Raw genomic sequence first — 23,357 nt, 5'->3', positions numbered from 1 at the left:
GCGGGAGCCGGTCGGCCGCTGCCTGGGCAGCGGTGGTGATGAGCTCGATGGAGCGGTCCGTGGCGGTCACTGGCCATGCTTTCGGGTTGGCGGGCAGATCCTTACAAGGGTCTCATGTACCGCCGACAGCGCCCGCGCGGAACGTTCCGCGCGGGCGCGGGCGCCCTCTCCGGCCGGGCCGCCGCCCGGTCAGGACGGCTTGTAGTCCTTGCCCAGGATCACCACGACCTCGGCGTTCACGACGTTCTCGGCCTTCTTCACGACCGTCTCCGGCAGCCCCAGCGTCTTGGCCACCTCGATCGCGCGGTCGCGCTGGGCGTCGTCCTGGTAGGTGATCTGCGAGGCGGCCGCGGTCTTGTCGGCCTTGCCTCCGTCCACGAAGGTGTAGCCGCCGTTCATCAGCGCCGCCTTCGCCGCGACCTGCGCCTTCTCGTCGCCGGTGGCGTCCTTGAGTCCGACGCGCGGGGTGGCGCCGGGCTGTGCGGCGTCGGCGGAGCCGCCGAGGACCTCCTTGACGACCTTCTTGTTGGCCTCGTCCGTGAGCGTCCCGTCCGCCTTCACCGCGACGACGTCGGTGCGGTACGCGCCCACCTTGGCGTGCGCGCCGAGCTTGGACAGCAGGGCGCCGAGGGTCTTGGCGTCCAGGGCGGGATCGAGGATCTGGCCGATGCTCTCGACCGTGACCGCCGCGGCCTTCGGGTCGCTCGGGAACTTGCGCAGGACGCCGTGGAGCACCTTGCCCGTGCGCTCCAGCTGCTTGGCCTCCGGTTCGCCCTGGGCGCGGTACGTGGCGTACGCGACGGCCATCGGGCCGCTCAGGCTCTGCTTCTGGCCCTGGCCCACGGCCGGCGTCTTGGCCGCGTCGTCGGCCGGTACCGCCGTGTCGGTGTCGACCTCGATGCCGCCGACCAGCTCGACCAGGTTCTCCAGGAAGGGGGTGTCCAGGCGCCAGGTGCCGCCGATGGCGGTGCCGAGCACGGAGTCGAGGGCCTCGCGGGTGCCGAGCCCGCCCTCCTCGACCGCCTTGCCGAGTGCCGTGACGGTGCCGTCCTGCTGGGTGACGGCGAGGGCGTTCGGCAGCAGGACGGTGGCACCCTGCTCGGTGGTGACGTTGTCCACGAGCAGCGCCGAGGAGGTGCCGCCCTTCTTGGTGTTGTGCAGGTGCACGACGATCATGTCGCGCTTCTGCGCCGCGGCGCCCGCGGTGGCGGCGGTCTTCTTGTCGCCGAAGCCGTCGAGGAAGGGCAGCTTGCCCGCGTACCAGAGGTAGCCGAGGCCCGCGACGACGAACACGGCGAGGACGACGATCAGCGCGACCACGCGGTTGCGGCCGCGGCGGCGGGCCTCCTCGCGGCGTTCGGTGCGGCTCTCGGTGAACTTGAGCCAGTCGATGACGTCCTCGGAGTCCTCGTCCGGCTGGTCGATGAAGGCGAACATCTCGGTGCGGTAGTCCCGGCCCGCCTCGGGGCCGCCCTCGGGCCGGCGCGGCTCGGGGACCTGCGGGGCCGGCCGCTCCGCCGGGGCGGGGGGCTGCCCGGCGGCCGGGGGCTCGGGCGCCGTCTGCTGCGGGATCCACTGCCGGGTCTGCTGCGGCGCCTGCTGGGCCTGCTGAGGGGTCTGCTGCTGGGCCTGCTGCGGGTCGTACCCGTAGGGGGGCGCCTGGGTGTACTCCTGCTGCCCGTACTCCTGGGCCGGCTGCTGCTGCGGGTAGTACTGCTGCGGCTGCTGCTGGTCGTAGCCCTGGTAGTCGTAGTCGTAGCCGTACTGCTGTTCGTACTGCTGGGCGGGCTGCGCGGGCGCCTGGCCGTACACCGGCCGCCCGTACGCGTCGTAGCCGATGAGCTGCTGCTCGTGGGCGGCATACGGGTCGTACGGATCCTGTCGGTCGTTCACCGCGGGCCCCTCTCTCCGGAAGCTCAGGCTCCCCGGTACAGCTCACGCTTGTCGATGTAGCGCACCACGCCGTCCGGCACCAGGTACCAGACGGGATCCCCCTGGGCGACGCGCGCACGGCAGTCCGTGGACGAGATCGCCAGTGCGGGGACCTCGACCAGGGAGACGCCGCCTGCGGGGAGTCCGTCGTCGGTGAGGACGTGGCCCGGCCGGGTGACTCCGATGAAGTGGGCGAGCGAGAAGAGCTCGTCGGCGTTCCGCCAGGTCAGGATCTGGGAGAGCGCGTCGGCACCCGTGATGAAGAACAGGTCGGCGTCGTCGTTCAGCGCCTTCAGGTCCCGGAGGGTGTCGATCGTGTACGTCGGCCCGCCGCGGTCGATGTCGATGCGGCTCACCGAGAACTGCGGGTTCGAGGCCGTGGCGATGACCGTCATGAGGTAGCGGTCCTCGGCGGGCGAGACGGCCCGCTGGGACTTCTGCCACGGCTCGCCCGTCGGCACGAACACCACCTCGTCGAGGTGGAAAAGGGCGGCCACCTCGCTGGCGGCCACCAGGTGTCCGTGGTGGATCGGGTCGAATGTCCCGCCCATCACGCCGAGCCGGCGCTTGACCGGACCGGTAGGCGTCTCCTGCTCTCCCATGAGCGCAGAGCCTACTGGCCCGGCGGACCGGTCCGACTAGCGGTCGCGGTTCAGGCGCGTGGTGACCCAGAGCATCAGCATCAGGATGATGAAGGCGGCGCCGCCGGTCACGTAGGGGTTGAGGCTGTCGTGGTTGCCGCCGTGCTGTTCGGCCCCCTCCGAGGCGAGGACGACCAGGTTGTGGGCGGTGGAGGAGAGGCTCATCAGGCAGGTACCTATCGAGTCGGGGAGCGGTCGGAGACTTCGCTCACATCGTATGCGGGTGCCCGGGGCACGCTCGCGCCGACTCAGGCGTTGGAGAGGATAGACGCATGGCCGAGCAGTTCCACCAGGGGAGGGCGCAATGACGGAGACGGGTTTCGAGAAGGCACCGGCGCGGGACCGCAGGAGGTTCCCCGGTATCTCCTCGCGTGCGTACGAGCATCCGGCGGACCGTTCGGCCCTGGTGGCGCTGCGCAGGCTGAGCGGCTTCGACACGGTCTTCAAGGCCCTCAGCGGGCTGCTCCCGGAGCGGAGCCTGCGGCTGCTGTTCCTGTCGGACTCGGTGCGGGTGGGCGAGACGCAGTTCCCGCACCTGTACGCGATGCTCCGCGACGCCTGTTACATCCTGGACCTGGAGAAGGTCCCGCAGATGTACGTGCAGCAGGACCCTCGGCCCAATGCCATGTGCATCGGGCTGGACGAGCCGATCATCGTGGTGACCACGAGCCTCGTCGAGCTGCTCGACGAGGAGGAGATGCGGGCGGTGGTCGGCCACGAGGTGGGCCACGCGCTGTCGGGGCACTCGGTGTACCGCACGATCCTGCTGTTCCTGACGAACCTGGCGCTGAAGGTCGCGTGGATCCCGCTGGGCAATGTGGCGATCATGACGATCGTGACCGCGCTGCGGGAGTGGTTCCGCAAGTCGGAGCTCTCGGCCGACCGGGCGGGGCTGCTGGTGGGGCAGGACGTGACGGCCTCGATGCGCGGGCTGATGAAGCTGGCGGGCGGCAACCACCTGCACGAGATGAACGTGGACGCCTTCCTGGAGCAGGCCGACGAGTACGAGAAGGGCGGCGACCTGCGGGATTCCGTGCTGAAGATCCTCAACATGCTGCCGCGCACGCACCCCTTCACCACGGTCCGGGCGGCCGAGCTGAAGAAGTGGTCGGAGAGCCGGGACTACCAGCGGATCATGGACGGCCACTACCCGCGCCGCGAGGAGGACAAGGACACCTCGGTCACGGACTCCTTCCGGGAGTCGGCCGCGCACTACGCCGACTCGGTGCGCACCAGCAAGGACCCGCTGTTCAAGCTGGTGGGCGACATCGCGGGCGGCGCGGCCGACATGGGCGGCAGGCTGCGCGACAAGTTCACCGGCGCAGGCGCCGGGGGCGGCTCGGGTGCGGACACCGGCTCCGACGGCAAGGGCGGGGCTACGGGGCGGGGCTGACCGCACCGCCCGCGGTCGAGGACGGTGCCAGTACGCCGCACAGCCCGGCCGAGCGCCTCGGCTGGCCGCTGGCGTACGGGTCGCTGGCGGCCGGCCCCACGGTGGTGGGGTCGGCCCCGGCCAGGAGCGGGCGGAAGCCTGCGGCCGGGTCGGCCGAGCAGTCCTGCGGTCCGGCCATCACATAGGCCGAGGCCAGCTCCAGCCGCCGGGCGCTCAGGTCGTCCCGGTCGAAGCGCAGCCGCAGCTCGCGCCGGACGGTGAACAGCGATGCGCCGTCGGCGGCGGCCGGAGCTCCGCCGGCCGGCCGGACGGCGTACACGAAGGTGTGATCGGTGGTGACCTCCAGCACGTCCTGGGCCACCTCCTCGAAGGCGAGGGTGCCGCTCACCCTGACCCGGGAGTCGGCCAGGACGGCGGTGGCCGGGTCGAGGCGGACCAGCCAGCCGGTGGCCGCGTGCCGGCCGTCGCCGGAGGGCGAGGTCATGCTGCGGTCGAACTGCGCCAGCTGGTCGGGGTCGAGCAGGACGCGCACCGGCCGGGTGGCGGATCCGGCCAGGACGTCGGGGTCCAGCGAGGACTGCACCAGGTAGTCCTTGGCGATGGACAGCGCGGTGACGACGTGGACGTCGGTGAAGTGGTGTGTGCGGCGCACCGCGGGCAGGGTGATCCCGGCCGCGCCCACCCGGTAGCCGGCGGCGGGGCTCTTCGCGAACAGCTCGGGCGGCGGCCCGCCGGGCACGTCGGTGGTCGGCGCGAGCGGGACGACGGTGCTGGTGAGCGGCTGGGCGGTGCCGGCGGGCAGTGGCACGTAGGGGTTGCGCAGCCCCATGTAGACGGCGACGGCGAAGGCCGTGGCGATGAGCAGCACGAGCAGCATGCCCTGCCGGGCGCCGCGGCCGGGGGTGCTGGTCCGGGGTGCGGTGCCGCCGCCGGACCAGATGGACCGGCTGCGGACGGCCCGGGCGTGCTCGCCCATGCGTTCCTGGGCGGAGTACTCCTGGAGCCGGGCAGCACGGACGAAATCCTCGTCGAACACCACCGATCGGTACTCGTCCGACCGGAACTCGTCATCGCCCCCGCCGGTGGCGTCGGGGGTGCCGTCGGGTGGATCTCCTGGCACGGCCATCGCTTCTCCCCGCTGTCCCCGCTTCAGAGAAGCCCCCGGCTCCGGCGAACGCGAGCGGGGTCGTACCTTCAGGGTTGGCGTACTGAAGGGTACGTAAACGCGCCGACGCCGGTGACTTCACGCCTGGGGGTGCTGGCGGGCGCCGGAGCGGGGTCCGCTTCGCCCGAGGCACTGCGGTAGACGGCGCTGAAGGCGAGCGCGACCATGCCGAGGCCCATCACGAGGGCGAGCACCCAGGCGACCGGACGCAGCCACGGCGCGCGGCCCCGGTAGGGGCGCAGGCTTCCGCCGTAGGCCCCGTACGGGCCGTCGGGGTGGCCGTGGCCCCGCTCGTGGCCGCCGCCGTGCTCCCAGCCGTACTCGTCGCCGTCGTACCCGTCGGGGTGGCCGTAGCCGTAGCCGTCGTGGTCGTCGTCGCCCGTCCAGCCTCCGGCGACGGCCCTGGCGGCTTCCGCCTCGGCGCGCGCCCGGTCGGCCGCCCGCTGGCGCTCGGCGGCGCTCGGTTCATGGATCTCGGCGTTCCGGACGAAGTCCTCGTCGAACACCACGGAGGCGAAGTACTCTTCCGCGCCTCCGCGGTCGTCTGCATCGTCTTCGGGGGTCCCGTCGTCCGGGAACGGCTTGCCCCCCACGTCGTCCGGCACGGGAACAGCGTAGACCTGGGGGGAGCCTTTGGGCAGGGAGTGCGCCGAATTCCGGCCACACCAAGTGGGCGGTGCGACTACCGAACGTGACCGTCGCCGGTGACGATGTACTTGGTCGAGGTGAGTTCGGGAAGCCCCATCGGGCCCCGGGCGTGCAGCTTCTGCGTGGAGATGCCGATCTCGGCGCCGAAGCCGAACTGGCCACCGTCGGTGAACCGAGTGGATGCATTCACGGCGACGGTGGTGGAGTCGACCAGCTGGGTGAAGCGGCGCGCGGCGGCCTGCGAGGTGGTGACGATCGCCTCGGTGTGCCCGGAGGTCCAGCGGCGGATGTGGGTGACGGCGTCGTCGAGGGAGTCCACGACCGCCGCGGCGATGTCGTAGGAGAGGTATTCGGCGGCCCAGTCCTCGTCCGTGGCGGGCAGGGTGGTGGCCTTGGTGCCCTCGGCGGCGGCGAGGACGGCCGGGTCGCCGTGGACGGTGACGCCGGCGTCGGCGAGCGCGTCGAGGGCGCGCGGCAGGAAGGCGTCGGCGATGTCGCGGTGGACGAGGAGGGTCTCGGCGGCGTTGCAGACGGAGGGCCGCTGGGCCTTGGAGTTGATGAGGATGTCCACGGCCGTGTCGAGGTCGGCCTGGGCGTCGACGTAGACGTGGCAGTTGCCGGTACCGGTCTCGATGACGGGGACGGTGGACTCCTCGACCACGGTCTTGATGAGGGAGGCGCCGCCGCGCGGGATGAGCACGTCGACGAGTCCGCGGGCGCGCATCAGCTCGCGGACGGAGTCGCGGGACTCGCCGGGGACGAGCTGGATCGCGTCGGCGGGCAGGCCGGCGCTCTCGACGGCGTCGCGGAGGATGGTGACGAGCGCGGTGTTGGAGGCGTAGGCGGAGGAGCTGCCGCGCAGGAGGACGGCGTTGCCGGACTTGAGGCACAGGGCGGCGGCGTCGACGGTGACGTTGGGGCGGGCCTCGTAGATGATGCCGACGACCCCGAGGGGGACGCGGATCTGCCGCAGGTCGATGCCGTTGGGCAGGGTGCTGCCGCGGACGACCTCGCCGACCGGGTCGGGCAGGGCGGCGACGTCGCGTACGTCGGAGGCGATGGCCGCGACCCGTTCGGGGGTCAGGGTGAGCCGGTCGATGACGGTCTCGCTGGTGCCGGCGGCGCGGGCCTTGTCGGTGTCCAGGGCGTTGGCCGCGATGATCTCGGCGGTACGGGCCGGCAGCGCGTCCGCGATCGCCAGCAGGGCCGTGTCCTTGGCGGACCGCGGGAGTGGGGCGATGGCCGCGGCGGCGGTCCGGGCGCGGTGCGCGGTGGCGAGGACGGGCGAGGTGGCGGTGGCGGCATCGAGCGAGGTCATGCCGTCCAGGGTAGTGCGCCGGGGACGTACTCCCGGTGGGGCTTCCATCCCGCGAGACGGCCGTCGGCGCAGCCGCTGCGCCGAGCCTGGCCCCGCCCCGCCCTTTCTCCGCCTCCCGGCCTCCGCCCCGGCCCCCGGGCGTCTAGTAGTGCTTGGTCAGTACGGGTGGACGCCCACCGGGTGGGCGGGGGGTGGGCCGTAGCCCTCGGCGACGCGCAGGTGGTAGGTGGCGCGGTCGATGACCTCCAGGCCGACGATCTCCCAGGGCGGCAGCTGCGCCGAGGAGCGGTGCTCGCCCCACAGGCGCAGGGCGACGGCCGCCGCGTCGTGGAGGTCGCGGGCCTCTTCCCAGTACCGGATCTCCGCGTGGTCGTCGGCGTACCGGCTGGTCAGGAGGAAGGGGTGGTCGTGGGCCAGTTGCTCCAGCCCCCGCCGGACCTCGGACAGCGGGGCCGGCTTGCCGGAGACGCTCAGGGTCACGTGCCACAGGCGCGAGGCCTGGTCCTGCTCGTACCCGCCGCCGTCACCGTCCCCCGTGCCGACGCTGGTCAGTGCTCGTCTCACCAGCCGTCTCCCGTCTTCGCTACGCGTGTCCGCCTGCCCCGCTCCTCACAGTTGACCAGTCCCCGAGCGGCCGCGCTGCGGTTTTGCCGAACCTCAGCCCTGGAGCAGGACCAGATCGTCACGGTGGACGACCTCCCGCTCGTACGCGGGTCCGAGTTCCCGCGCGAGCTCGCGAGTGGAGCGGCCGAGGAGCTGGGGGAGTTCCTTGGCGTCGAAGTTGACGAGCCCCCGGGCCACGGCGCGGCCGTCGGCGGCGCGCAGTTCGACCGGGTCCCCGGCCACGAAGTCCCCCTCGACCGCCGCGATGCCCGCGGGCAGCAGGGAGCTGCCGCGCTGGGTCACGGCCCTGACCGCCCCGTCGTCGAGGACCAGGTGGCCCTGCGGGGTGGAGGCGTGCTGGAGCCAGAGCAGCCGGTCCGCGGAGCGGCGCCCGGTCGCGTGGAAGAAGGTGCCGGTCCCCCGCCCCGCCAGCGCGTCGGCGGCCTGGCTGGCGGAGGTGAGCACCACCGGGATCCCGGCGGCGGCGGCGATCCGGGCCGCCTCGACCTTGGTGACCATGCCGCCGGTGCCCACGCCCGCCTTGCCGGCGCTGCCGATGGAGACGTGCGCGATGTCCTCGGGTCCGCGGACCTCGTCGATGCGGGTGGTGCCGGGCTGGGAGGGGTCGCCGTCGTAGAGGCCGTCGACGTCGGAGAGGAGGACGAGGAGGTCCGCGCGGACGAGGTGGGCGACGAGGGCGGCGAGCCGGTCGTTGTCGCCGAAGCGGATCTCGTCCGTGGCGACGGTGTCGTTCTCGTTGACGACCGGGAGGGCGCCCATGGCCAGCAGCTGGTCGAGGGTCCGGTAGGCGTTGCGGTAGTGGGCGCGGCGGCTGGTGTCGTCGGTGGTGAGCAGCACCTGGCCGACGCGCAGGCCGTAGCGCGCGAAGGAGGCGGTGTAGCGGGCGACGAGGAGGCCCTGGCCGACGCTGGCCGCGGCCTGCTGGCGGGCCAGGTCCTTCGGGCGGCGGCGCAGGCCGAGCGGGGAGAGCCCGGCGGCGATGGCTCCGCTGGAGACGAGGACGATCTCCTTCTCACCGCCGCTGCGGACCTTGGCCAGGACGTCGACGAGTGCGTCCACCCGGTCGGCGTCCAGTCCGCCCGCCGCGGTGGTCAGGGAGGAGGAGCCGACCTTGACCACGATCCTGCGGGCGTCCACGACACCTTGCCTAGCCGCTGACACGTTCTTCCCCTTGCCCCTTGCATCGATGCCTGCCACCTCAATCTACGGGGTGGCCGACGGGAGTCGCTCGGGGGTTTCAGACCGTGGACGAGCTCGTGGCCCGCCCCTGGCGCTCTTCCTGCCCGGCGGCGGCCCGGGACGCGCCCGGGACGAGGATCCTGCGGGAGAGCAGGAAGGTGAACGGGATGGCCACGACCGCCGCGACCAGCGGGGCGATCCGGGTGTCCATCCCGGCCCAGGCGACCAGGGCGTACAGGCCGGCGGACTGGATGACGTAGTTGGTCACGTTCGTCAGCGGGAAGAGGAGGAACTTCTTCCAGGTCGGCCTGGTCCGGTAGGTGAAGTAGGTGTTCATGAAGAACGAGCCGACCATCGCCAGCGCGAAGGCGAGCGAGTAGGCGGCGAAGTACGGCATCCACGGGTGCAGCAGAAGGTAGATGCCGAAGAAGGTGCCGGTGTTGACCCCGCCCACGAGGGCGAAGCGGAATACCTGGCCGAGCTGTTCCCTGCGGGTCATCGGCTGCTGCGCTCCACGATCGTCGGCTCGGCGGCCGGGGTGGTGTTCGCGGTCCGCGGGAGGGGTTCGCAGCCGTGCGACTCCTTCACCAGGAAGTGCGGCCGGCGCTTGGTCTCGTAGTAGATGCGGCCGATGTACTCGCCGACGAGGCCCAGCATGATCAGCTGGACGCCGCCCAGGCCCGTGATGATGGCCACAAGGGTGACGTAGCCGGGTGCGTCCACACCGTTGGTGATCGCCATGACGGTGATCCACAGCGCGTAGAGGCCGGTCAGGGCGACCAGGGACACCCCGAACCAGATACCGATCCGCAGCGGCCGGTTGTTGAAGGAGATCAGGCCGTCCATGCCGTAGTTCAGCAGGGCGCCGAACTTCCACTTGGTCTCGCCGGCCTCGCGCTGCGCGTTGCGGTAGTCGAAGTGGACGGTGTCGAAGCCGATCCAGGAGAACAGGCCCTTGGAGAAGCGGTTGTACTCCGGCAGGGACAGCAGGGCGTCCACGGCCGGGCGCGAGAGCATCCGGAAGTCGCCGACGCCGTCGGTGAGTTCGACGTCGACCCAGCGGTTGACGCCCCGGTAGTAGAGGCGGCTGAGCGCGGAGCGGACCTTCTTGTCGCCCTCGCGGGTGCGGCGGGCGATGATCTGGTCGTGGCCCTGCCGGTAGTGCTCGAGCATGGTCGCGATGAGCTCCGGCGGGTGCTGGAGGTCGGCGTCCATGATCACGACGGCGTCGCCGGTGGCCTCGCGCAGCCCGGCGAGCATGCCGGCCTCCTTGCCGAAGTTGCGACTGAAGGAGACGTAGCGGGTCCGTTCGCCGTGTTCCGCGGCGATCTTCCGGAGCTTGTCGAGGGTCCCGTCGCGGCTTCCGTCGTCGACGTAGCAGACCTCGTACTCGACGGGGAGGGCGCCCAGGACCTTCCGGATCTCGGCGTCGAAGCTGTCGATGACGGCTTCTTCGTTGTAGCAGGGGACAACTACGGACAGCTTGGTCATGAACACTTCCTGCTGGATCCGAACGGGTGATTGTGGCGACCGGACCCGCCTCGCACCTCTTCCTTAGAAGTATGCACGGCGAGCGGCTACCGAGAGTCGCCCTGCCTGAGCCGAGGGCGGCACACGGTAGCTTTGACGGGATAAGCGGAATGAGCGGAACGAAACGAAGGGATCGAGGTGCACGTGCCCGACGTCTCCGTGGTCGTCATCGTCTACAACGACGCAGAGCGTCTGTCGACAGCAGTCCAGTCGGTTCTCGACCAGACACTCCAGAGTGTCGAGGTCGTGATCGTCGACGACTGCAGCCAGGACCGCTCCTTCGCGGTCGCCCAGGAACTCGAGTCCGCGCATCCGGGGAGGGTGCGCGCCTTCCAGCTGCCGCAGAACAGCGGCGGCTGCGGTGCGCCGCGCAACCACGGCATCCAGCAGGCCACCGGAACGTACGTGATGTTCCTCGACAGCGACGACGTGCTGGAGCGCAACGCCTGCCGGAACATGCTGGCCGCCGCCGAGCGGACCGGCTCCGACCTGGTCTCGGGCATGTGCGTACGCGTGCACCTCGACAACCGGTGGGGCAAGACCACCGAGTGGTACCCCTGGATCTACTCGCGCACCCGCACGCTGGAGTCGATCACCGAGTTCCCGGACCTGCTGGTCTACGACACGCTCTCCACGAACAAGTGCTACCGGCGCGCGTTCCTGCTGGAGCAGGGCCTGGAGTTCCCGGTCGGCATCCACTACGAGGACCTGCTCTTCTCCGCGCAGGCGTACGTGGCGGCCCGCCGCATCACGCTGATCCCCAACCACGTCTACTTCTGGAACGTGGTCGAGAAGGCCGCGGCCAAGTCGATCAGCAACCGGCGCCACGAGATCGCGAACTTCGTCCACCGGATGGAGATCCACCGGCGCGTCGACGAGCTCCTCGCGGCCAAGGGCCACACGGACATCAAGTCCGCGAAGGACGCCAAGTTCCTCAAGCACGACCTGGTCCTGCACCTGCGCGACCTGCCGCTGCTGAGCGACGAGTACCGCCAGGAGTTCGCGCGCCTCGCCAACGGCTACCTCGCCGGCATCGACCCGGAGGCCTACGAGCACGTCACCCACCTCCAGGCGATCTGCGCGTACCTGCTGGGCAAGGAGGACTGGGACAACCTGCTCCCGGCCGCCGACGCCATGATCAACAAGGGCCGGCTGACCTCGCCGCTCGCCGAGCGCGACGGCCGCGTCTACTGGTGCGCCCAGCACATCGACGGCCCCGACGCCGCCGAGGCCCGCCGGATACTGGACGTCACCGAGCAGGGCTTCCACACCACCCCGCTCCCCTCCCTCACCCTCGGCAACCGCCTCACCTCCTACGAGGACGACGGCCGCGGCACCGTGACGCTGGCCGGCACCGTCGTGAACCCGCTGGGCCGCATCGCCGACGACGCGGAGCTGAAGGCCACCCTGGAACTGCGGGCCCGCCGGCAGGTCGGTGTGCGCTCCTTCAGCTTCCCGGTGGCCACCGTGCGCCACGCCGGTGACACGATCGAGTGGCGCACCACGGCCGACATCGGCGGCACCGTCCGCCCCCTCGGCATCATCGACGCCGTCTGGGACGTCCGCCTGAAGCTGACGGCCGGGGGCGAGCGGATCACCACCCGCGTGTCGGTCGGCGGCCTCGACCTGGACTCCGCGGCCCGGCTGCGCGTACGGCCGCGGCTGACCCGCCTGGTCTCCGACCGCTTCGCGGCGGAGATGACCAAGAAGGGCAACCTCTCCTACGTCCTGACCGCGGAGGGCGCCGCCGCCGTCCGCACCCAGTCGCTGATCAACAACGCCATACAGGGCAAGGCGGCGGGCGTGGTCAAGCGGGGTCTGCGCAAGGCCCTGCGGGCCCGGCGGAACATGGGCTCCGGCGAGCAGAAGGTGAAGATCTACCACGAGGTCTTCTCCAAGCTGCCCGTCAAGAAGGGCACGGTCGTCTTCGAGAGCCACATGGGCAAGCAGTACAGCGACAGCCCCAAGGCCATCTACGAGGAGATGGTCCGCCAGGGCGTGCCCTTCGAGGCAATCTGGTCGTACGCCGGCGCCAAGCCCACCGGCTTCCCGAAGGAGGCCACCCTGGTCAAGCGCTGGAGCTGGCAGTACCTGCGCGCCCTGGCCCAGGCCGAGTACTGGGTCGACAACCAGGGCTTCCCGCTGGCCCTCGCCAAGCGCCCCGGCACCACGTACATCCAGACCTGGCACGGCTCCGCGCTCAAGCGGATGGGCTTCCACGAGCCCCGCACCAAGGCGCAGGGACGGGCCGGCCAGGCCCGCTTCCAGGCGGCCGTCGACCGCTTCGACCACTTCCTGATCCGCTCCGAGCACGACGTGCGGACCCTCGCCAAGGCCTTCCGGCTGCGCGACGAGGTGCTGCTGCGCACGGGCTACCCGCGCAACGACGCCCTCGTCGAGGCGCACCGGGCCGAGGCGGACAGCGGTGAGCGGGTCCGCGGCGCCCTCGCCGCCGAACTCGGCATCGACCCGGACAGGAAGGTGCTGCTGTACGCGCCGACCTTCCGGGCGGGCGCGGACGGCGCGGTGGAGGGCTTCACCTTCCCCTTCGACGTGGAGGAGTTCGCGGACCGGCTCGGCGACCGCTTCACGCTGCTGGTGCGCACCCACTACCTCAACAGCGTCTCGCTGCCGCCGTCGGTCGCCGGCCGGGTCGTCGACGTGTCACGGCACCACGACATCACCCCGCTGCTGGCCCTCGCCGACGGCCTGATCACCGACTACTCGTCCGTGATGTTCGACTACGCGGTCCTGGACCGGCCGATGGTGTTCTTCGCCTACGACTACGAGAAGTACGCCAACGACATCCGCGGCACGTACTTCGACCTGAAGGAGAAGGCCCCGGGCCCGGTGGTGGCCACCGCGGACGAACTCCTCCAGGCGCTGGCGGCCTTCGAGGAGGCGGACGCCAAGTACGCGGAGGCGCGGCAGCGTTTCCTCACCGAGTTCGGCGAGTACGACCGCGGGGACGCGGCCCGCCAGATCGTCGAGAAGTTCTTCACCGGGAGCGGCAAGTGAGCCGGGACATCTTCATCGTCTCCAACAGCGTCGACGAGATCGGCGGCGTGACCACCTGGTCGCACCAGATGGCCCGGCAGTTCACCGACCGCGGGCACAGGGTGCACATCGTCGGCATCGCGCCGGTCGCCGAGGAGATCCGCCAGAAGCTGCCGCAGGACCTGCCCTACGAGACCACCACGCTCTACGACGCCCACCCGCCGTCGGCACGCCGGCTGCGCGGCATCAAGGGCCGGCTGAACGCGCCCGAGCGGCGCCGCCAGGCGGCCCGGCGGGCGCAGATGCGGGCCAAGGCGGAGCGGCTGAGCGAGCTGCTGCGCGCGGCCCGCCCGGGCGGGGTCGTCATCGTCACCCAGATCTGGGCGATGGAGTGGGTGGCGCTCGCCGACACCAAGGGGCTGTCCGTCATCGGCATGAGCCACGAGTCGTTCGAGGCCAGCCAGAAGTCCACCCGCGGCGAGCGGGTCCGCCGGTACTACCCGGAGGTCGACCGGCTGCTGGTGCTGACCCCCGAGGACGCGGACCTGTGGATCCGGGCGGGCATGGAGAACGTCGCCAGCATGCCGAACCCGATCCCCTTCATGCCGGACACCCCCGCCCCCCGCACCGGGAAGGTCGTGGCCAGCGTCGGCCGCCTCGCCTTCGAGAAGGGCGTCGACCTGCTGCTCGACGCGTGGGCCGACGCGGCCCCGCACCACCCCGACTGGGTCCTGCGGATCTACGGCGCGGGCGTGGAGGAGGAGGCGCTGCGCGCGCACTGCACCGCGCTCGGACTCGACGACTGCGTCGAGTGGATGGGCAGCACCGACGACGTACTGGGCGCGCTGCGCGGCGCCTCGGTGTTCGCGCAGGCCTCGCGCGCCGAGGGCTTCCCGATCACGCTGCTGGAGGCGATGGCGGCGGGCGTGGCCCCGGCCGCATTCGACTGCGCGCCGGGCGTGCGGGAGATCGTCGAGCACGGCGAGGACGGGCTGCTGGCCCGGCTGGGCAACACGATGGAGCTCGCCGGCCACCTGGACGCCCTGATGGCCGACCGCGAACTGCGCGACCGGCTCGGGGACAACGCCTTCCGTTCGGTGAAGCGCTACTCCGGCGCCGAGATCACCGACCGCTGGGAGGAGCTGTTCTCCTTCCTGGAGCGCTGAGGGCACCGCCGCACGCGACACGGCGAAGCCGCCCGCCCCGGAGGTGTCCGGGGCGGGCGGCTTCGTCATGGGGCCGGGGGCCGGCCGACCGGTCAGGCCTTGTGGACGTCGCGGTGCGCGTCCTTGCGGGCCACCTTGTTGGCCTCCCAGCCCGCCCAGGCGGAGGTGACCATCTCGCTGACGTCGTGGCGGGCCTGCCAGCCCAGCACCGTGTTGATCCGGTCGGCGGAGGCCACGACCTTGGCCGGGTCCCCGGGGCGGCGCGGGCTGATCACCGGGGCGTAGTCGTGCCCGGTGCCCTTGTTCAGGAGCTCGACCATCTCGGCGACCGAAACGCCCTCGCCGCGCCCGATGTTGACGGTGAGGTCCTTGTAGTCCTCCGCCGCGGCCCACTCGGCCAGCTTGCGGGCGGCAGCCACGTGGGCCTCCGCCAGGTCCTCGACGTGGATGTAGTCGCGGATGCAGGTGCCGTCCGGCGTCGGGTAGTCGTCGCCGAAGATCTTGGCGCCCTGGCCGGCGTCGTACCGCTCGAAGACCATCGGGACCAGGTTGAAGACTCCGGTGTCCGCGAGCTCCGGGGTCGCGGCGCCCGCCACGTTGAAGTAGCGCAGGCAGGCGGTGGAGATGCCGTGCGCCTTGCCCGCGGCGCGGACCAGCCACTCGCCGGCCAGCTTGGTCTCGCCGTACGGGCTCAGCGGCGCGCACGGGGTGTCCTCGGTGACCAGGTCCACGTCCGGCATGCCGTACACGGAGGCGGAGGAGGAGAACAGGAAGTTGCGCACGCCCGCGTCGGCCACGGCCTGGAGCAGGACCGTCAGGCCCTGGACGTTCTCGTGGTAGTAGTACAGCGGCTTCTCGACGGACTCGCCGACCTGCTTCTTGCCCGCCAGGTGCACCACACCCGTGATCTTGTGCTCGCGGAGGGTCTTCTCCAGCACCAGCCGGTCCAGGACGGAGCCGACCACCAGCGGGACGCCCTCCGGGACGCGGTCCTCGTTGCCCGTGGACAGGTCGTCGAGGACGACGACCTTCTCCCCCGCGAGCAGCATCGCGCGGACGACGTGCGCGCCGATGTAACCGGCGCCACCGGTGATCAGAAACGTCATGTGTATCTCCTTGGTCCTGTCCGACTTCGGTGGGGAAAGCACAGTGGGGCGCAGCGGCTTCAGCCCGCCCCCCGGGCCGCCCGGGCCCGGTGGAGGCGGTTGCGTACGAGGTCCAGGGCCCCCTCGGCGCCCGGCGCGAGGCGCAGCGCGAGGGCGCCGGCCCCCGTCCGGTAGGGCTGCGCCAGCAGAACACCGTACCGGCTGCTGGGCAGCGCCCGACGGCGGAGCAGCCGGCCCCGGGGGCGCAGGGAGGTGAACACCGAGCTCCCGTCGGCACACTGCACGCCCACCCCGACGTTCCATGCCTGCATCCTGCGCAGTCCCCGGCGGCGGCCCGTGACGGCGAGATCGGCGAGCCGGAACGGCAGCACGGCCGTCCAGCCGCCGCCCTGGTCGGGCACCAGCTCGACGGGGCGCGCGAGGACGGGCTCGCCTCCCGCACGGGGCATGAAGCTCAGGCGGGCGGTCTGCGGGCCGGCCCCGGCGAGGCGCCCGTAGAGGTCGTGCACGCGGATCCGCACGGCGCCGCGGCCCGCCGGTTCGGCGTCGACGGTGACGGGCAGGTCCTCGACGGGCAGCGCCGGCAGGCCGTCCAGCTCGACGGGCAGCTCCTCGCTCCACACCGGCTCACCGGCGGCGCCGACCGCGTACGGGGGCAGCAGGCGCGGCGGCTGCGCGGCCAGGCGGGTGAGCCGCTCGACGTCGGCGGGCGGGGTCGCGGTGGCACGCAGCACCCGGACGATCCAGCGGGCGCGCGCCTCGGCGGCCTCGACGTCCGCCTCGGCGAAGGTGTCGAGGTACTCGCGGGTGAGGGTCCACCAGGCCGCCTGGTAGTCGGGATCGCGGCCGAGCTCGCGCAGGTACATGGGCAGGTCGTACTCGAGGAACTTCACCTGGCAGGCGCTGCCCAGGACCGGGGAGGCCGCGGCGAGGGTCCGGGCGGCGGTGCGGTGCGCCTCGATGCGGGAACGCCAGTTCCCGACGTCCTTGCGGTCCAGGGAGATCGACACCTGGGCGGCGCTGCGGCGCACGTGCCAGACGTAGACGAGGTCGCCGGTGACGGCGATGCGGGGGGCCGCGGCCAGCACGCGGGACGTGAAGACGAAGTCCTCGTAGACGAAGCGGCCGTCCGGGAAGCGCAGGCCGTGCTCCTGGAGGAAGGCGCGCTCGTAGAGCTTGTTGACGCAGAGGGTGTCGCGGACGAGCTCGGGCCGGTCCGCGGGGCGCTCGATGACGTCGCCGGGGGTGTAGAGGCCGGGCATCCACGGCACGTCGTGGCGCTGGGGCAGCTCGCGCCGCACGGCCGCGCCGACGGTGACCGGGGCACTGTGCCGCTCCGCGGTGCGCACCAGGGCGTCCGCCGCGCCCGGTGGCAGGATGTCGTCGCTGTCGAGGAAGAGCACGTACCGGCCGGACGCCGCGGCGATCCCGTCGTTGCGGGGGGTGCCGCACCCGCCGCTGTTCTCCGTCCGGTGCACGACCTTGAGGCGGGGGTGGAGGGAGGCCAGTTCGTCCAGTACCCGCGCGGTGCCGTCGGACGAGGCGTCGTCCACCGCGATGACCTCGGTGACCACCGGGCCCTGGGCGAGGGCCGAGGAGACGGCCTCGCCCACGAGCCCGGCGTCGTTGTACGCGATGACCACGACGGAGACCGTGGGGAGGTTGCTGCTGTTCACCCGGAGGATCCTAGGCGACCCGCATAAAGACGCCTTCAAACCCTCCGGGACGGACACCCCCTAGAACGGCCGGAACTCGTCGTACTCCTTCTGCGCCGAGTCCCCGCGCTTGGCTTCCTTCTCCTTGCGGCGCTGGGTGGCCGGGCGCGGCGCCTCCATGCGGTGGTCCTCACCGCGGCGGCCCAGCATCTCGGCACCGGCCATCATGGTCGGCTCCCAGTCGAAGACGACCGCGTTCTCGTCGGAGCCGATGGCGACGCCGTCGCCGGCGCGCGCGCCGGCCTTCTTGAGCGCGTCCTCGACCCCGAGGCGGTTGAGCCGGTCGGCCAGGTAGCCGACGGCCTCGTCGTTGTTGAAGTCGGTCTGGCGGACCCAGCGCTCCGGCTTCTCGCCGCGCACCACGTACACGTCCTCGGCCTCGTCGTAGGCGACGGTGAAGCCGGCGTCGTCCACGGCCTTCGGGCGGATGACGATGCGGGTCGCCTCCTCCTTCGGCTTGCGGGCGCGGGCCTTGGCGATGACCTCGGCGAGGAAGTAGGAGAGCTCCTTCAGGCCCGTGCGGGCGACCGCGGAGACCTCGAAGACCTTGTAGCCGCGGGCCTCCAGGTCGGGGCGCACCATGTCGGCGAGCTCCTGGCCGTCGGGGATGTCGACCTTGTTGAGGACGACGAGGCGCGGGCGCTTCTCCAGGCCGCCGCCGTAGAGCTTGAGCTCCTCCTCGATGACGTCGAGGTCGGCGATCGGGTCGCGGTCGGTCTCCAGGGTGGCCGTGTCCAGGACGTGCACGAGCACCGAGCAGCGCTCGACGTGGCGCAGGAACTCCAGGCCCAGGCCCCTGCCCTGGCTGGCGCCGGGGATCAGGCCCGGGACGTCGGCGATCGTGTAGACCGTCGAGCCGGCGGTGACGACGCCCAGGTTCGGGACGAGGGTGGTGAAGGGGTAGTCCGCGATCTTCGGCTTGGCGGAGGAGAGCACCGAGATCAGCGAGGACTTGCCGGCGCTCGGGAAGCCCACCAGCGCCACGTCGGCGACGGTCTTGAGCTCCAGGACGATGTCGCCGGTGGTGCCGGGGACGCCGAGGAGCGCGAAGCCGGGGGCCTTGCGGCGGGCGGAGGCGAGCGCGGCGTTGCCGAGGCCGCCGCGGCCGCCCTCGGCCGCCACGTAGGTGGTGCCCTGGCCGACGAGGTCGGCGAGGACGTTGCCCTGCTTGTCGAGGACGACGGTGCCGTCCGGAACGGGCAGGATCAGGTCCTGGCCGTCCTTGCCGGAGCGGTTGCCGCCCTCGCCGGGCTTGCCGTTGGTGGCCTTGCGGTGCGGGCTGTGGTGGTAGTCCAGCAGGGTGGTGATCGCCTGCTCCACCACCAGGATGACGTCGCCGCCACGGCCGCCGTTTCCGCCGTCGGGGCCGCCGAGCGGCTTGAACTTCTCCCGGTGAACGGAGGCGCAGCCGTGGCCTCCGTTACCCGCGGCGACGTGCAGCTCGACGCGGTCCACGAAGGTGGTCATGGTTGTTCCTCCAGATACAGCGGGGATAGTCCGGACAAGTCCGGTGGCAGGCCTTGCTGCCCATTAAACGTGTCTATGTGACAACGCGCCGAGGGCGGACCTCTCTTCCCGGCCTGAGCCGGGAAGAGCTGAGATCCGCCCTCGGGAAGTTACGAACGCTCGATCAGCCGGAGCTGGATCAGGCGGCCGGAACGATGTTGACGACCTTGCGGCCACGGTGCGTGCCGAACTGCACGGAACCGGCCTGCAGCGCGAACAGCGTGTCGTCGCCACCACGACCGACACCCGAGCCCGGGTGGAAGTGGGTGCCGCGCTGGCGGACGAGGATCTCGCCGGCGGAGACGACCTGACCGCCGAAGCGCTTCACGCCGAGCCGCTGGGCATTGGAGTCGCGCCCGTTCCGGGTGGACGATGCGCCCTTCTTGTGTGCCATGTCTCAGTCCCTCTTACTTCGCAGCCGCGGGGATACCGGTGACCTTGATCGCCGTGTACTGCTGGCGGTGACCCTGGCGACGGCGGTAGCCGGTCTTGTTCTTGTAGCGCAGGATGTCGATCTTGGCGCCCTTGTGGTGGTCCACGACCTCGGCCGTGACCTTGATGCCGGCCAGGACCCACGGGTCGCTGGTCACGGCGTCGCCGTCGACAACGAGCAGGGTCGAGAGCTCGACCGTGTCGCCAACCTTGGCAGTGGAAATCTTGTCAACCTCAACGATGTCGCCGACAGCAACCTTGTGCTGGCGACCACCGCTGCGCACGATGGCGTACACGCGGATCTCTCTCTCACTCGGGACGGATGCTCCTGAAGCCAGCCGCTCAGGCGGGCCGGGGCCCACGCTGATCCGGAATGGACGAGCGGCCTCTCCCGCGCGGTGCTCAGCGGGAGGAAGGTGCTCAGGAGCGCGGCGCGTACAGGACACGCCGACGGTCTAGGTTACGGGGCCGGTTCCGGAGGGTCAAACCGGGCCCCGTAGAGCCGTGGGTCCCGCCGCTCGGCGGGACCCACGGCCACGTGACGGATCAGGCCTCGGTCGGGGCCGAGACGGACGGGGCGGCCTGCTGCTCCGCCGCCGCGGTCTTCTTCGTCGTCCGCTTCGCCGCGGTCTTCTTGGTCGTGGCCGCCTTCTTGGCCACGGTCTTCTTGGCGGCCGCCGCCTTCTTGGCCGGGGCCTTCTTCGCCGCGGTCGCCTTCTTGGCCGGGGCCTTGCGGGCGGCCTTCTTGGCCGGCGCGGCCTCCTCCGCCACCGCCTCGGCCTCCTCGGCCGGCGCGGCGGGCTCGGTCACCGGGGCCTCGACGACCACCACGGCGGCCTCCGCGGCGCCCGCCGGGGACCCGGCGGGTGCGGTGGCCTTGCGGGTGGCACGGCGGCGCGGACGGGCCGGCGCGGCCTCCGCGACCGGGGCCTCCTCGGCCGCGGCGACGGGCTCGGGCTCGGCGACGGGCTCGGGCTCGGCGACGGGCTCGGGCTCCGCGGCGACGACCGGCTCCGGAGCCTGCTCGGGCTCCGGCTCCGCGGCCACGACGGGCTCCGCGACGGCCTCGGCGACCGGCGCGGGCGCGGTGGCCTTGCGGGTCGCACGGCGCCGGGTACGGCCCTTCGGCGCGGCCTCCTCGACCGGGGCGACCGCGGCGGCCTCGACCGACTCCGCGGCCTCGACGGCCTCGGCGACGACCTCGGCGACCGGCTCCAGGACGGTGTCGGCCGGCTCGGTGACGGGCTCGGCGACGACCTCGGCCACGGGGGCCGGGGCCGGGGCCGCGGGCGCCTCGCCCCGCGGGGCACCCGCGGGAGCGGTGGCCTTGCGGGTGGCACGGCGCCGGTTGCGGCGTCCGCTCAGACCCGCCGCGGCCTCGGCCTCGGCCGGGGAGCTGTAGAGCTCCTCGCCCGCGACGAACTCCGGCTCGGGCAGCGCCTTCGGCGCGGCGACCTCCGCGGCCAGCTCGGCCTCGGACTCGAAGGCCTCCGACTCGGCGGTCTCGACGGTTTCGACGTCGTGGTCGTGCTGGTCGAACTCCGCGCGGCCGCCACGGCGCTTGGAGCGCTTGCCGTTGCCACCGCCGCCGATCGCGGCCGGCGTCTCCATGTGGACGATGACACCGCGGCCGTTGCAGTGGACGCAGGTCTCGGAGAAGGACTCCAGCAGGCCCTGGCCGACCCGCTTGCGGGTCATCTGGACCAGGCCCAGCGAGGTGACCTCGGCGACCTGGTGCTTCGTACGGTCGCGGCCCAGGCACTCCAGCATGCGGCGCAGGACCAGGTCGCGGTTGGACTCCAGGACCATGTCGATGAAGTCGATGACGACGATGCCGCCGAGGTCGCGCAGCCGCAGCTGGCGCACGATCTCCTCGGCCGCCTCCAGGTTGTTCCTGGTGACGGTCTCCTCAAGGTTGCCGCCCTGACCGGTGAACTTGCCGGTGTTGACGTCGATGACGATCATCGCCTCGGTCTTGTCGATCACCAGCGAGCCGCCCGAGGGCAGCCACACCTTGCGGTCGAGCGCCTTGGCGAGCTGCTCGTCGATCCGGTACGTCGCGAAGACGTCGACCTCGGAGGTCCAGCGCTGGAGCCGGTCGGCCAGGTCCGGGGCCACGTGCGAGACGTAGCCGTGGATGGTCTCCCAGGCACCGTCACCGCTGACGATGACCTTCGAGAAGTCCTCGTTGAAGATGTCGCGCACGACGCGGACGGTCATGTCCGGCTCGCCGTACAGCAGGGACGGCGAAGAGGTCGTGATCTGCTTCGACTTCTTCTGGATGTCCTCCCACTGGGCCTGCAGACGCTCGACGTCGCGGCGCAGCTCGTCCTCGCTCGCGCCCTCGGCGGCGGTGCGCACGATGACGCCCGCGTCCTCGGGGACGATCTTCTTGAGGATGGTCTTCAGGCGGGCGCGCTCGGTGTCGGGCAGCTTGCGGCTGATGCCGGTCATCGAGCCCTCGGGCACGTAGACCAGGTAGCGGCCGGGCAGCGAGACCTGGCTGGTCAGGCGGGCGCCCTTGTGGCCGATCGGGTCCTTGGTGACCTGCACGAGGACCGACTGGCCGGACTTGAGGGCGGACTCGATGCGACGCGGCCCGTTGGCCATGCCGAGCGCCTCGAAGTTGACCTCACCGGCGTACAGGACCGCGTTGCGGCCCTTGCCGATGTCGATGAAGGCGGCCTCCATCGACGGCAGCACGTTCTGGACCTTGCCCAGGTAGACGTTGCCGACGTACGAGGTGGCCTCTTCCTTGTTGACGTAGTGCTCGACGAGCACGTTGTCCTCGAGGACGCCGATCTGGGTGCGCTCGCCGCTCTGGCGGACGACCATGACGCGCTCGACGGCCTCGCGGCGGGCCAGGAACTCGGCCTCGGTGATGATCGGCACCCGGCGGCGGCCCTGCTCGCGGCCCTCGCGGCGGCGCTGCTTCTTCGCCTCCAGGCGGGTCGAGCCCTTGATGGACTGGACCTCGTCGGACGGCTCGGCCTTCTCGCGCGCCGGGCGGGGCTCGCGGACCTTGACCACGGTGCGGACACCGTCCTCGTCGCCGGCGGACTCGCCGGTGACGTCGGCGGGCTCGCCGCTGCGGCGGCGGCGACGGCGCCGACGGCGGCTGGAGGTGGAACCGAGAGCCTCCTCGGCCTCCTCCTCTTCCTCTTCGGTGTCCTGCTCGGCGGACTCGGCCTCGGCCTCGGCCTCCTCCTCGGCGGACTCGTCGAGGTCGGCGGCCTCACCGCGACGGCGACGACGGCCGCCGCGACGGCGGCGGCGCGAGGGGCGCTCGCCCGACTCGTCGCCCTCGTCGAACTCGGCGGACTCCTCTTCGAGGTCGGTGGCCTCGGCCTCCGGCTCCTCCTCCGCGAGCACCTCGGGCAGGGAGACCGGCGCAGTCTCGGCGGCACCGCGGCCACGGCGACGGCGGCGGCCGGCGGGCTGCACGGGCTCGGCGGGAGCGGCGGCCTCGGCCTCCTCCTCCTCGACCTCCTCGGCCTCGATCGCGGCTGCGGCGGCAGCGGCGGCCATGGCGGCGGTCTCGGGGGTCTGGAACATCGGCTCGGTGAAGACCGGCGCCTGGAAGACGGCGACGGCGGGACGCACCGCGCGGCGGGCTCGGGCCGGAGCGGCGGGCGCCTCGGCGGCCTCGGGCTCGGCGGCGGGCTGCTGCGGGGCGGCGGCGGCCGCGGTGGTGGAACGGGTGGCGCGGCGGCGGCCGCGTTTGGGGGCGTCCACGGCGTCGGCGACGGTCACGGCGCGGGCGGCCTTGGGGGCCTCCTCCGCGGCGGCGGCCGCAGCGGGCTCGGCGGCGGTCTCCGCGGCCGGGGTCTCGGCGGCCGGGGCGGCCACGGCGCGGGTGGCACGACGACGGGCCCGCGGAGCCGGAGCAGCCTCCTCGACGACCGGGGCGGCAGCCTCGGCGGCAGCCGGAGCCTCCGCAACCGGAACCTCGGCAGCCTCAGCGGCCGGGGCGGCCACGGCACGGGTCGCACGACGACGGACCCG

Annotated in this window: 19 protein-coding genes and 1 pseudogene; 3 read left to right on the top strand and 17 right to left on the bottom strand. The window is 72.1% G+C overall.

The genetic code is table 11. The features are described from left to right. From AVW11_RS38775 to AVW11_RS37880, 4 genes and pseudogenes are all read right to left on the bottom strand, one after another. Positions 1-70 (bottom strand): annotated as a pseudogene (locus AVW11_RS38775) (ribosome silencing factor); the annotation flags it as partial. A 119-nt stretch (positions 71-189) separates the two neighbouring features. Then, positions 190-1,893 (bottom strand): LCP family protein, encoded by a 1,704-nt coding sequence (locus AVW11_RS30545; RefSeq protein WP_076046632.1) that lies wholly within the window; start codon positions 1,891-1,893, stop codon positions 190-192. 23 nt (positions 1,894-1,916) lie between these two features. Continuing rightward, the gene (gene nadD, locus AVW11_RS30540) at positions 1,917-2,534 is read right to left on the bottom strand and encodes a nicotinate-nucleotide adenylyltransferase (RefSeq protein WP_030840845.1); all 618 of its coding nucleotides are present in this window, start codon (positions 2,532-2,534) and stop codon (positions 1,917-1,919) included. A 36-nt stretch (positions 2,535-2,570) separates the two neighbouring features. Next, entirely contained in the window at positions 2,571-2,738 is a 168-nt protein-coding gene (locus AVW11_RS37880) for a hypothetical protein (RefSeq protein ID WP_037661433.1), read from the bottom strand. 139 nt (positions 2,739-2,877) lie between these two features. Between AVW11_RS37880 and AVW11_RS30535 the strand changes: the two genes are divergently transcribed. After that, the gene (locus tag AVW11_RS30535) at positions 2,878-3,966 is read left to right on the top strand and encodes a M48 family metallopeptidase (protein ID WP_030840842.1); all 1,089 of its coding nucleotides are present in this window, start codon (positions 2,878-2,880) and stop codon (positions 3,964-3,966) included. Here the strand turns inward: AVW11_RS30535 and AVW11_RS30530 are convergent. The 7 genes from AVW11_RS30530 to AVW11_RS30500 all read right to left on the bottom strand — a co-directional run bounded on the left by AVW11_RS30530 (position 3,950) and on the right by AVW11_RS30500 (position 10,391). After that, on the bottom strand, positions 3,950-5,092 hold the full coding sequence (locus AVW11_RS30530) for an SCO2583 family membrane protein (RefSeq protein WP_076046631.1): 1,143 nt from the start codon (positions 5,090-5,092) through the stop codon (positions 3,950-3,952). The genes AVW11_RS30535 and AVW11_RS30530 overlap by 17 nt on opposite strands. Before the next feature lie 68 nt (positions 5,093-5,160). After that, positions 5,161-5,736 (bottom strand): SCO2584 family spore wall biosynthesis protein, encoded by a 576-nt coding sequence (locus AVW11_RS30525; protein ID WP_060178046.1) that lies wholly within the window; start codon positions 5,734-5,736, stop codon positions 5,161-5,163. Positions 5,737-5,813: 77 nt separating this feature from the next. After that, positions 5,814-7,097, bottom strand: coding sequence for a glutamate-5-semialdehyde dehydrogenase (locus tag AVW11_RS30520; RefSeq protein ID WP_076046630.1), 1,284 nt, complete (start codon positions 7,095-7,097; stop codon positions 5,814-5,816). Between the two features lie 156 nt (positions 7,098-7,253). Continuing rightward, on the bottom strand, positions 7,254-7,649 hold the full coding sequence (locus AVW11_RS30515; protein ID WP_225885106.1) for a hypothetical protein: 396 nt from the start codon (positions 7,647-7,649) through the stop codon (positions 7,254-7,256). A gap of 105 nt (positions 7,650-7,754) precedes the next feature. Beyond that, positions 7,755-8,882 (bottom strand): glutamate 5-kinase, encoded by a 1,128-nt coding sequence (gene proB / locus AVW11_RS30510; RefSeq protein WP_030840827.1) that lies wholly within the window; start codon positions 8,880-8,882, stop codon positions 7,755-7,757. A 76-nt stretch (positions 8,883-8,958) separates the two neighbouring features. Continuing rightward, positions 8,959-9,399, bottom strand: coding sequence for a GtrA family protein (locus AVW11_RS30505; RefSeq protein ID WP_037832501.1), 441 nt, complete (start codon positions 9,397-9,399; stop codon positions 8,959-8,961). Next, positions 9,396-10,391 carry a glycosyltransferase family 2 protein gene (locus AVW11_RS30500; RefSeq protein WP_037832499.1) on the bottom strand — a complete coding sequence of 332 codons (996 nt, stop codon included), beginning with the start codon at positions 10,389-10,391 and terminating at the stop codon, positions 9,396-9,398. Before AVW11_RS30500 ends, AVW11_RS30505 begins: the two co-directional genes overlap by 4 nt. Before the next feature lie 177 nt (positions 10,392-10,568). On the opposite strand from AVW11_RS30500, the gene AVW11_RS30495 reads away from it, so the two are divergent. Together AVW11_RS30495 and AVW11_RS30490 are read left to right on the top strand one after the other, a co-directional pair. Beyond that, the gene (locus tag AVW11_RS30495) at positions 10,569-13,448 is read left to right on the top strand and encodes a bifunctional glycosyltransferase/CDP-glycerol:glycerophosphate glycerophosphotransferase (protein WP_060178044.1); all 2,880 of its coding nucleotides are present in this window, start codon (positions 10,569-10,571) and stop codon (positions 13,446-13,448) included. Continuing rightward, positions 13,445-14,593 (top strand): glycosyltransferase, encoded by a 1,149-nt coding sequence (locus AVW11_RS30490; RefSeq protein WP_060178043.1) that lies wholly within the window; start codon positions 13,445-13,447, stop codon positions 14,591-14,593. Before AVW11_RS30495 ends, AVW11_RS30490 begins: the two co-directional genes overlap by 4 nt. 92 nt (positions 14,594-14,685) lie before the next feature. Here AVW11_RS30490 and galE read toward each other — a convergent pair whose 3' ends face one another. The 6 genes from galE to AVW11_RS30460 form a co-directional block, all read right to left on the bottom strand. Further along, positions 14,686-15,699 carry a UDP-glucose 4-epimerase GalE gene (gene galE / locus AVW11_RS30485; RefSeq protein WP_060178042.1) on the bottom strand — a complete coding sequence of 338 codons (1,014 nt, stop codon included), beginning with the start codon at positions 15,697-15,699 and terminating at the stop codon, positions 14,686-14,688. A gap of 59 nt (positions 15,700-15,758) precedes the next feature. Then, entirely contained in the window at positions 15,759-17,375 is a 1,617-nt protein-coding gene (locus AVW11_RS30480) for a glycosyltransferase family 2 protein (RefSeq protein ID WP_060178041.1), read from the bottom strand. 60 nt (positions 17,376-17,435) lie between these two features. Next, positions 17,436-18,881 (bottom strand): GTPase ObgE, encoded by a 1,446-nt coding sequence (gene obgE / locus AVW11_RS30475; RefSeq protein WP_030840809.1) that lies wholly within the window; start codon positions 18,879-18,881, stop codon positions 17,436-17,438. Between the two features lie 178 nt (positions 18,882-19,059). Beyond that, positions 19,060-19,314, bottom strand: a complete 255-nt coding sequence (rpmA, locus tag AVW11_RS30470) for a 50S ribosomal protein L27 (protein WP_030840805.1) — start codon at positions 19,312-19,314, stop codon at positions 19,060-19,062. A gap of 13 nt (positions 19,315-19,327) precedes the next feature. Next, positions 19,328-19,648: a 50S ribosomal protein L21 gene (gene rplU / locus AVW11_RS30465; RefSeq protein ID WP_015033583.1), complete on the bottom strand. Its 321-nt coding sequence runs from the start codon at positions 19,646-19,648 to the stop codon at positions 19,328-19,330. A gap of 250 nt (positions 19,649-19,898) precedes the next feature. Continuing rightward, a partial coding sequence (locus AVW11_RS30460; RefSeq protein WP_240528311.1) for an Rne/Rng family ribonuclease occupies positions 19,899-23,357 on the bottom strand: 3,459 nt, incomplete at its 5' end.

The organism is Streptomyces amritsarensis (assembly GCF_001953875.1).
In the GTDB taxonomy this organism is placed as follows: Bacteria; Actinomycetota; Actinomycetes; order Streptomycetales; family Streptomycetaceae; genus Streptomyces; species Streptomyces amritsarensis.
This window is presented reverse-complemented; position numbering and strand designations above follow the sequence as displayed.

Bases quoted from the DNA above. Each gene is read 5' to 3' on its own strand.
- nadD (WP_030840845.1), bottom strand. From the start codon at position 2,534: ATGGGAGAGCAGGAGACGCCTACCGGTCCGGTCAAGCGCCGGCTCGGC.
- AVW11_RS37880 (WP_037661433.1), bottom strand. From the start codon at position 2,738: ATGAGCCTCTCCTCCACCGCCCACAACCTGGTCGTCCTCGCCTCGGAG.
- AVW11_RS30535 (WP_030840842.1), top strand. From the start codon at position 2,878: ATGACGGAGACGGGTTTCGAGAAGGCACCGGCGCGGGACCGCAGGAGG.
- AVW11_RS30530 (WP_076046631.1), bottom strand. From the start codon at position 5,092: ATGGCCGTGCCAGGAGATCCACCCGACGGCACCCCCGACGCCACCGGC.
- AVW11_RS30520 (WP_076046630.1), bottom strand. From the start codon at position 7,097: ATGACCTCGCTCGATGCCGCCACCGCCACCTCGCCCGTCCTCGCCACC.
- AVW11_RS30505 (WP_037832501.1), bottom strand. From the start codon at position 9,399: ATGACCCGCAGGGAACAGCTCGGCCAGGTATTCCGCTTCGCCCTCGTG.
- AVW11_RS30500 (WP_037832499.1), bottom strand. From the start codon at position 10,391: ATGACCAAGCTGTCCGTAGTTGTCCCCTGCTACAACGAAGAAGCCGTC.
- galE (WP_060178042.1), bottom strand. From the start codon at position 15,699: ATGACGTTTCTGATCACCGGTGGCGCCGGTTACATCGGCGCGCACGTC.
- obgE (WP_030840809.1), bottom strand. From the start codon at position 18,881: ATGACCACCTTCGTGGACCGCGTCGAGCTGCACGTCGCCGCGGGTAAC.
- rpmA (WP_030840805.1), bottom strand. From the start codon at position 19,314: ATGGCACACAAGAAGGGCGCATCGTCCACCCGGAACGGGCGCGACTCC.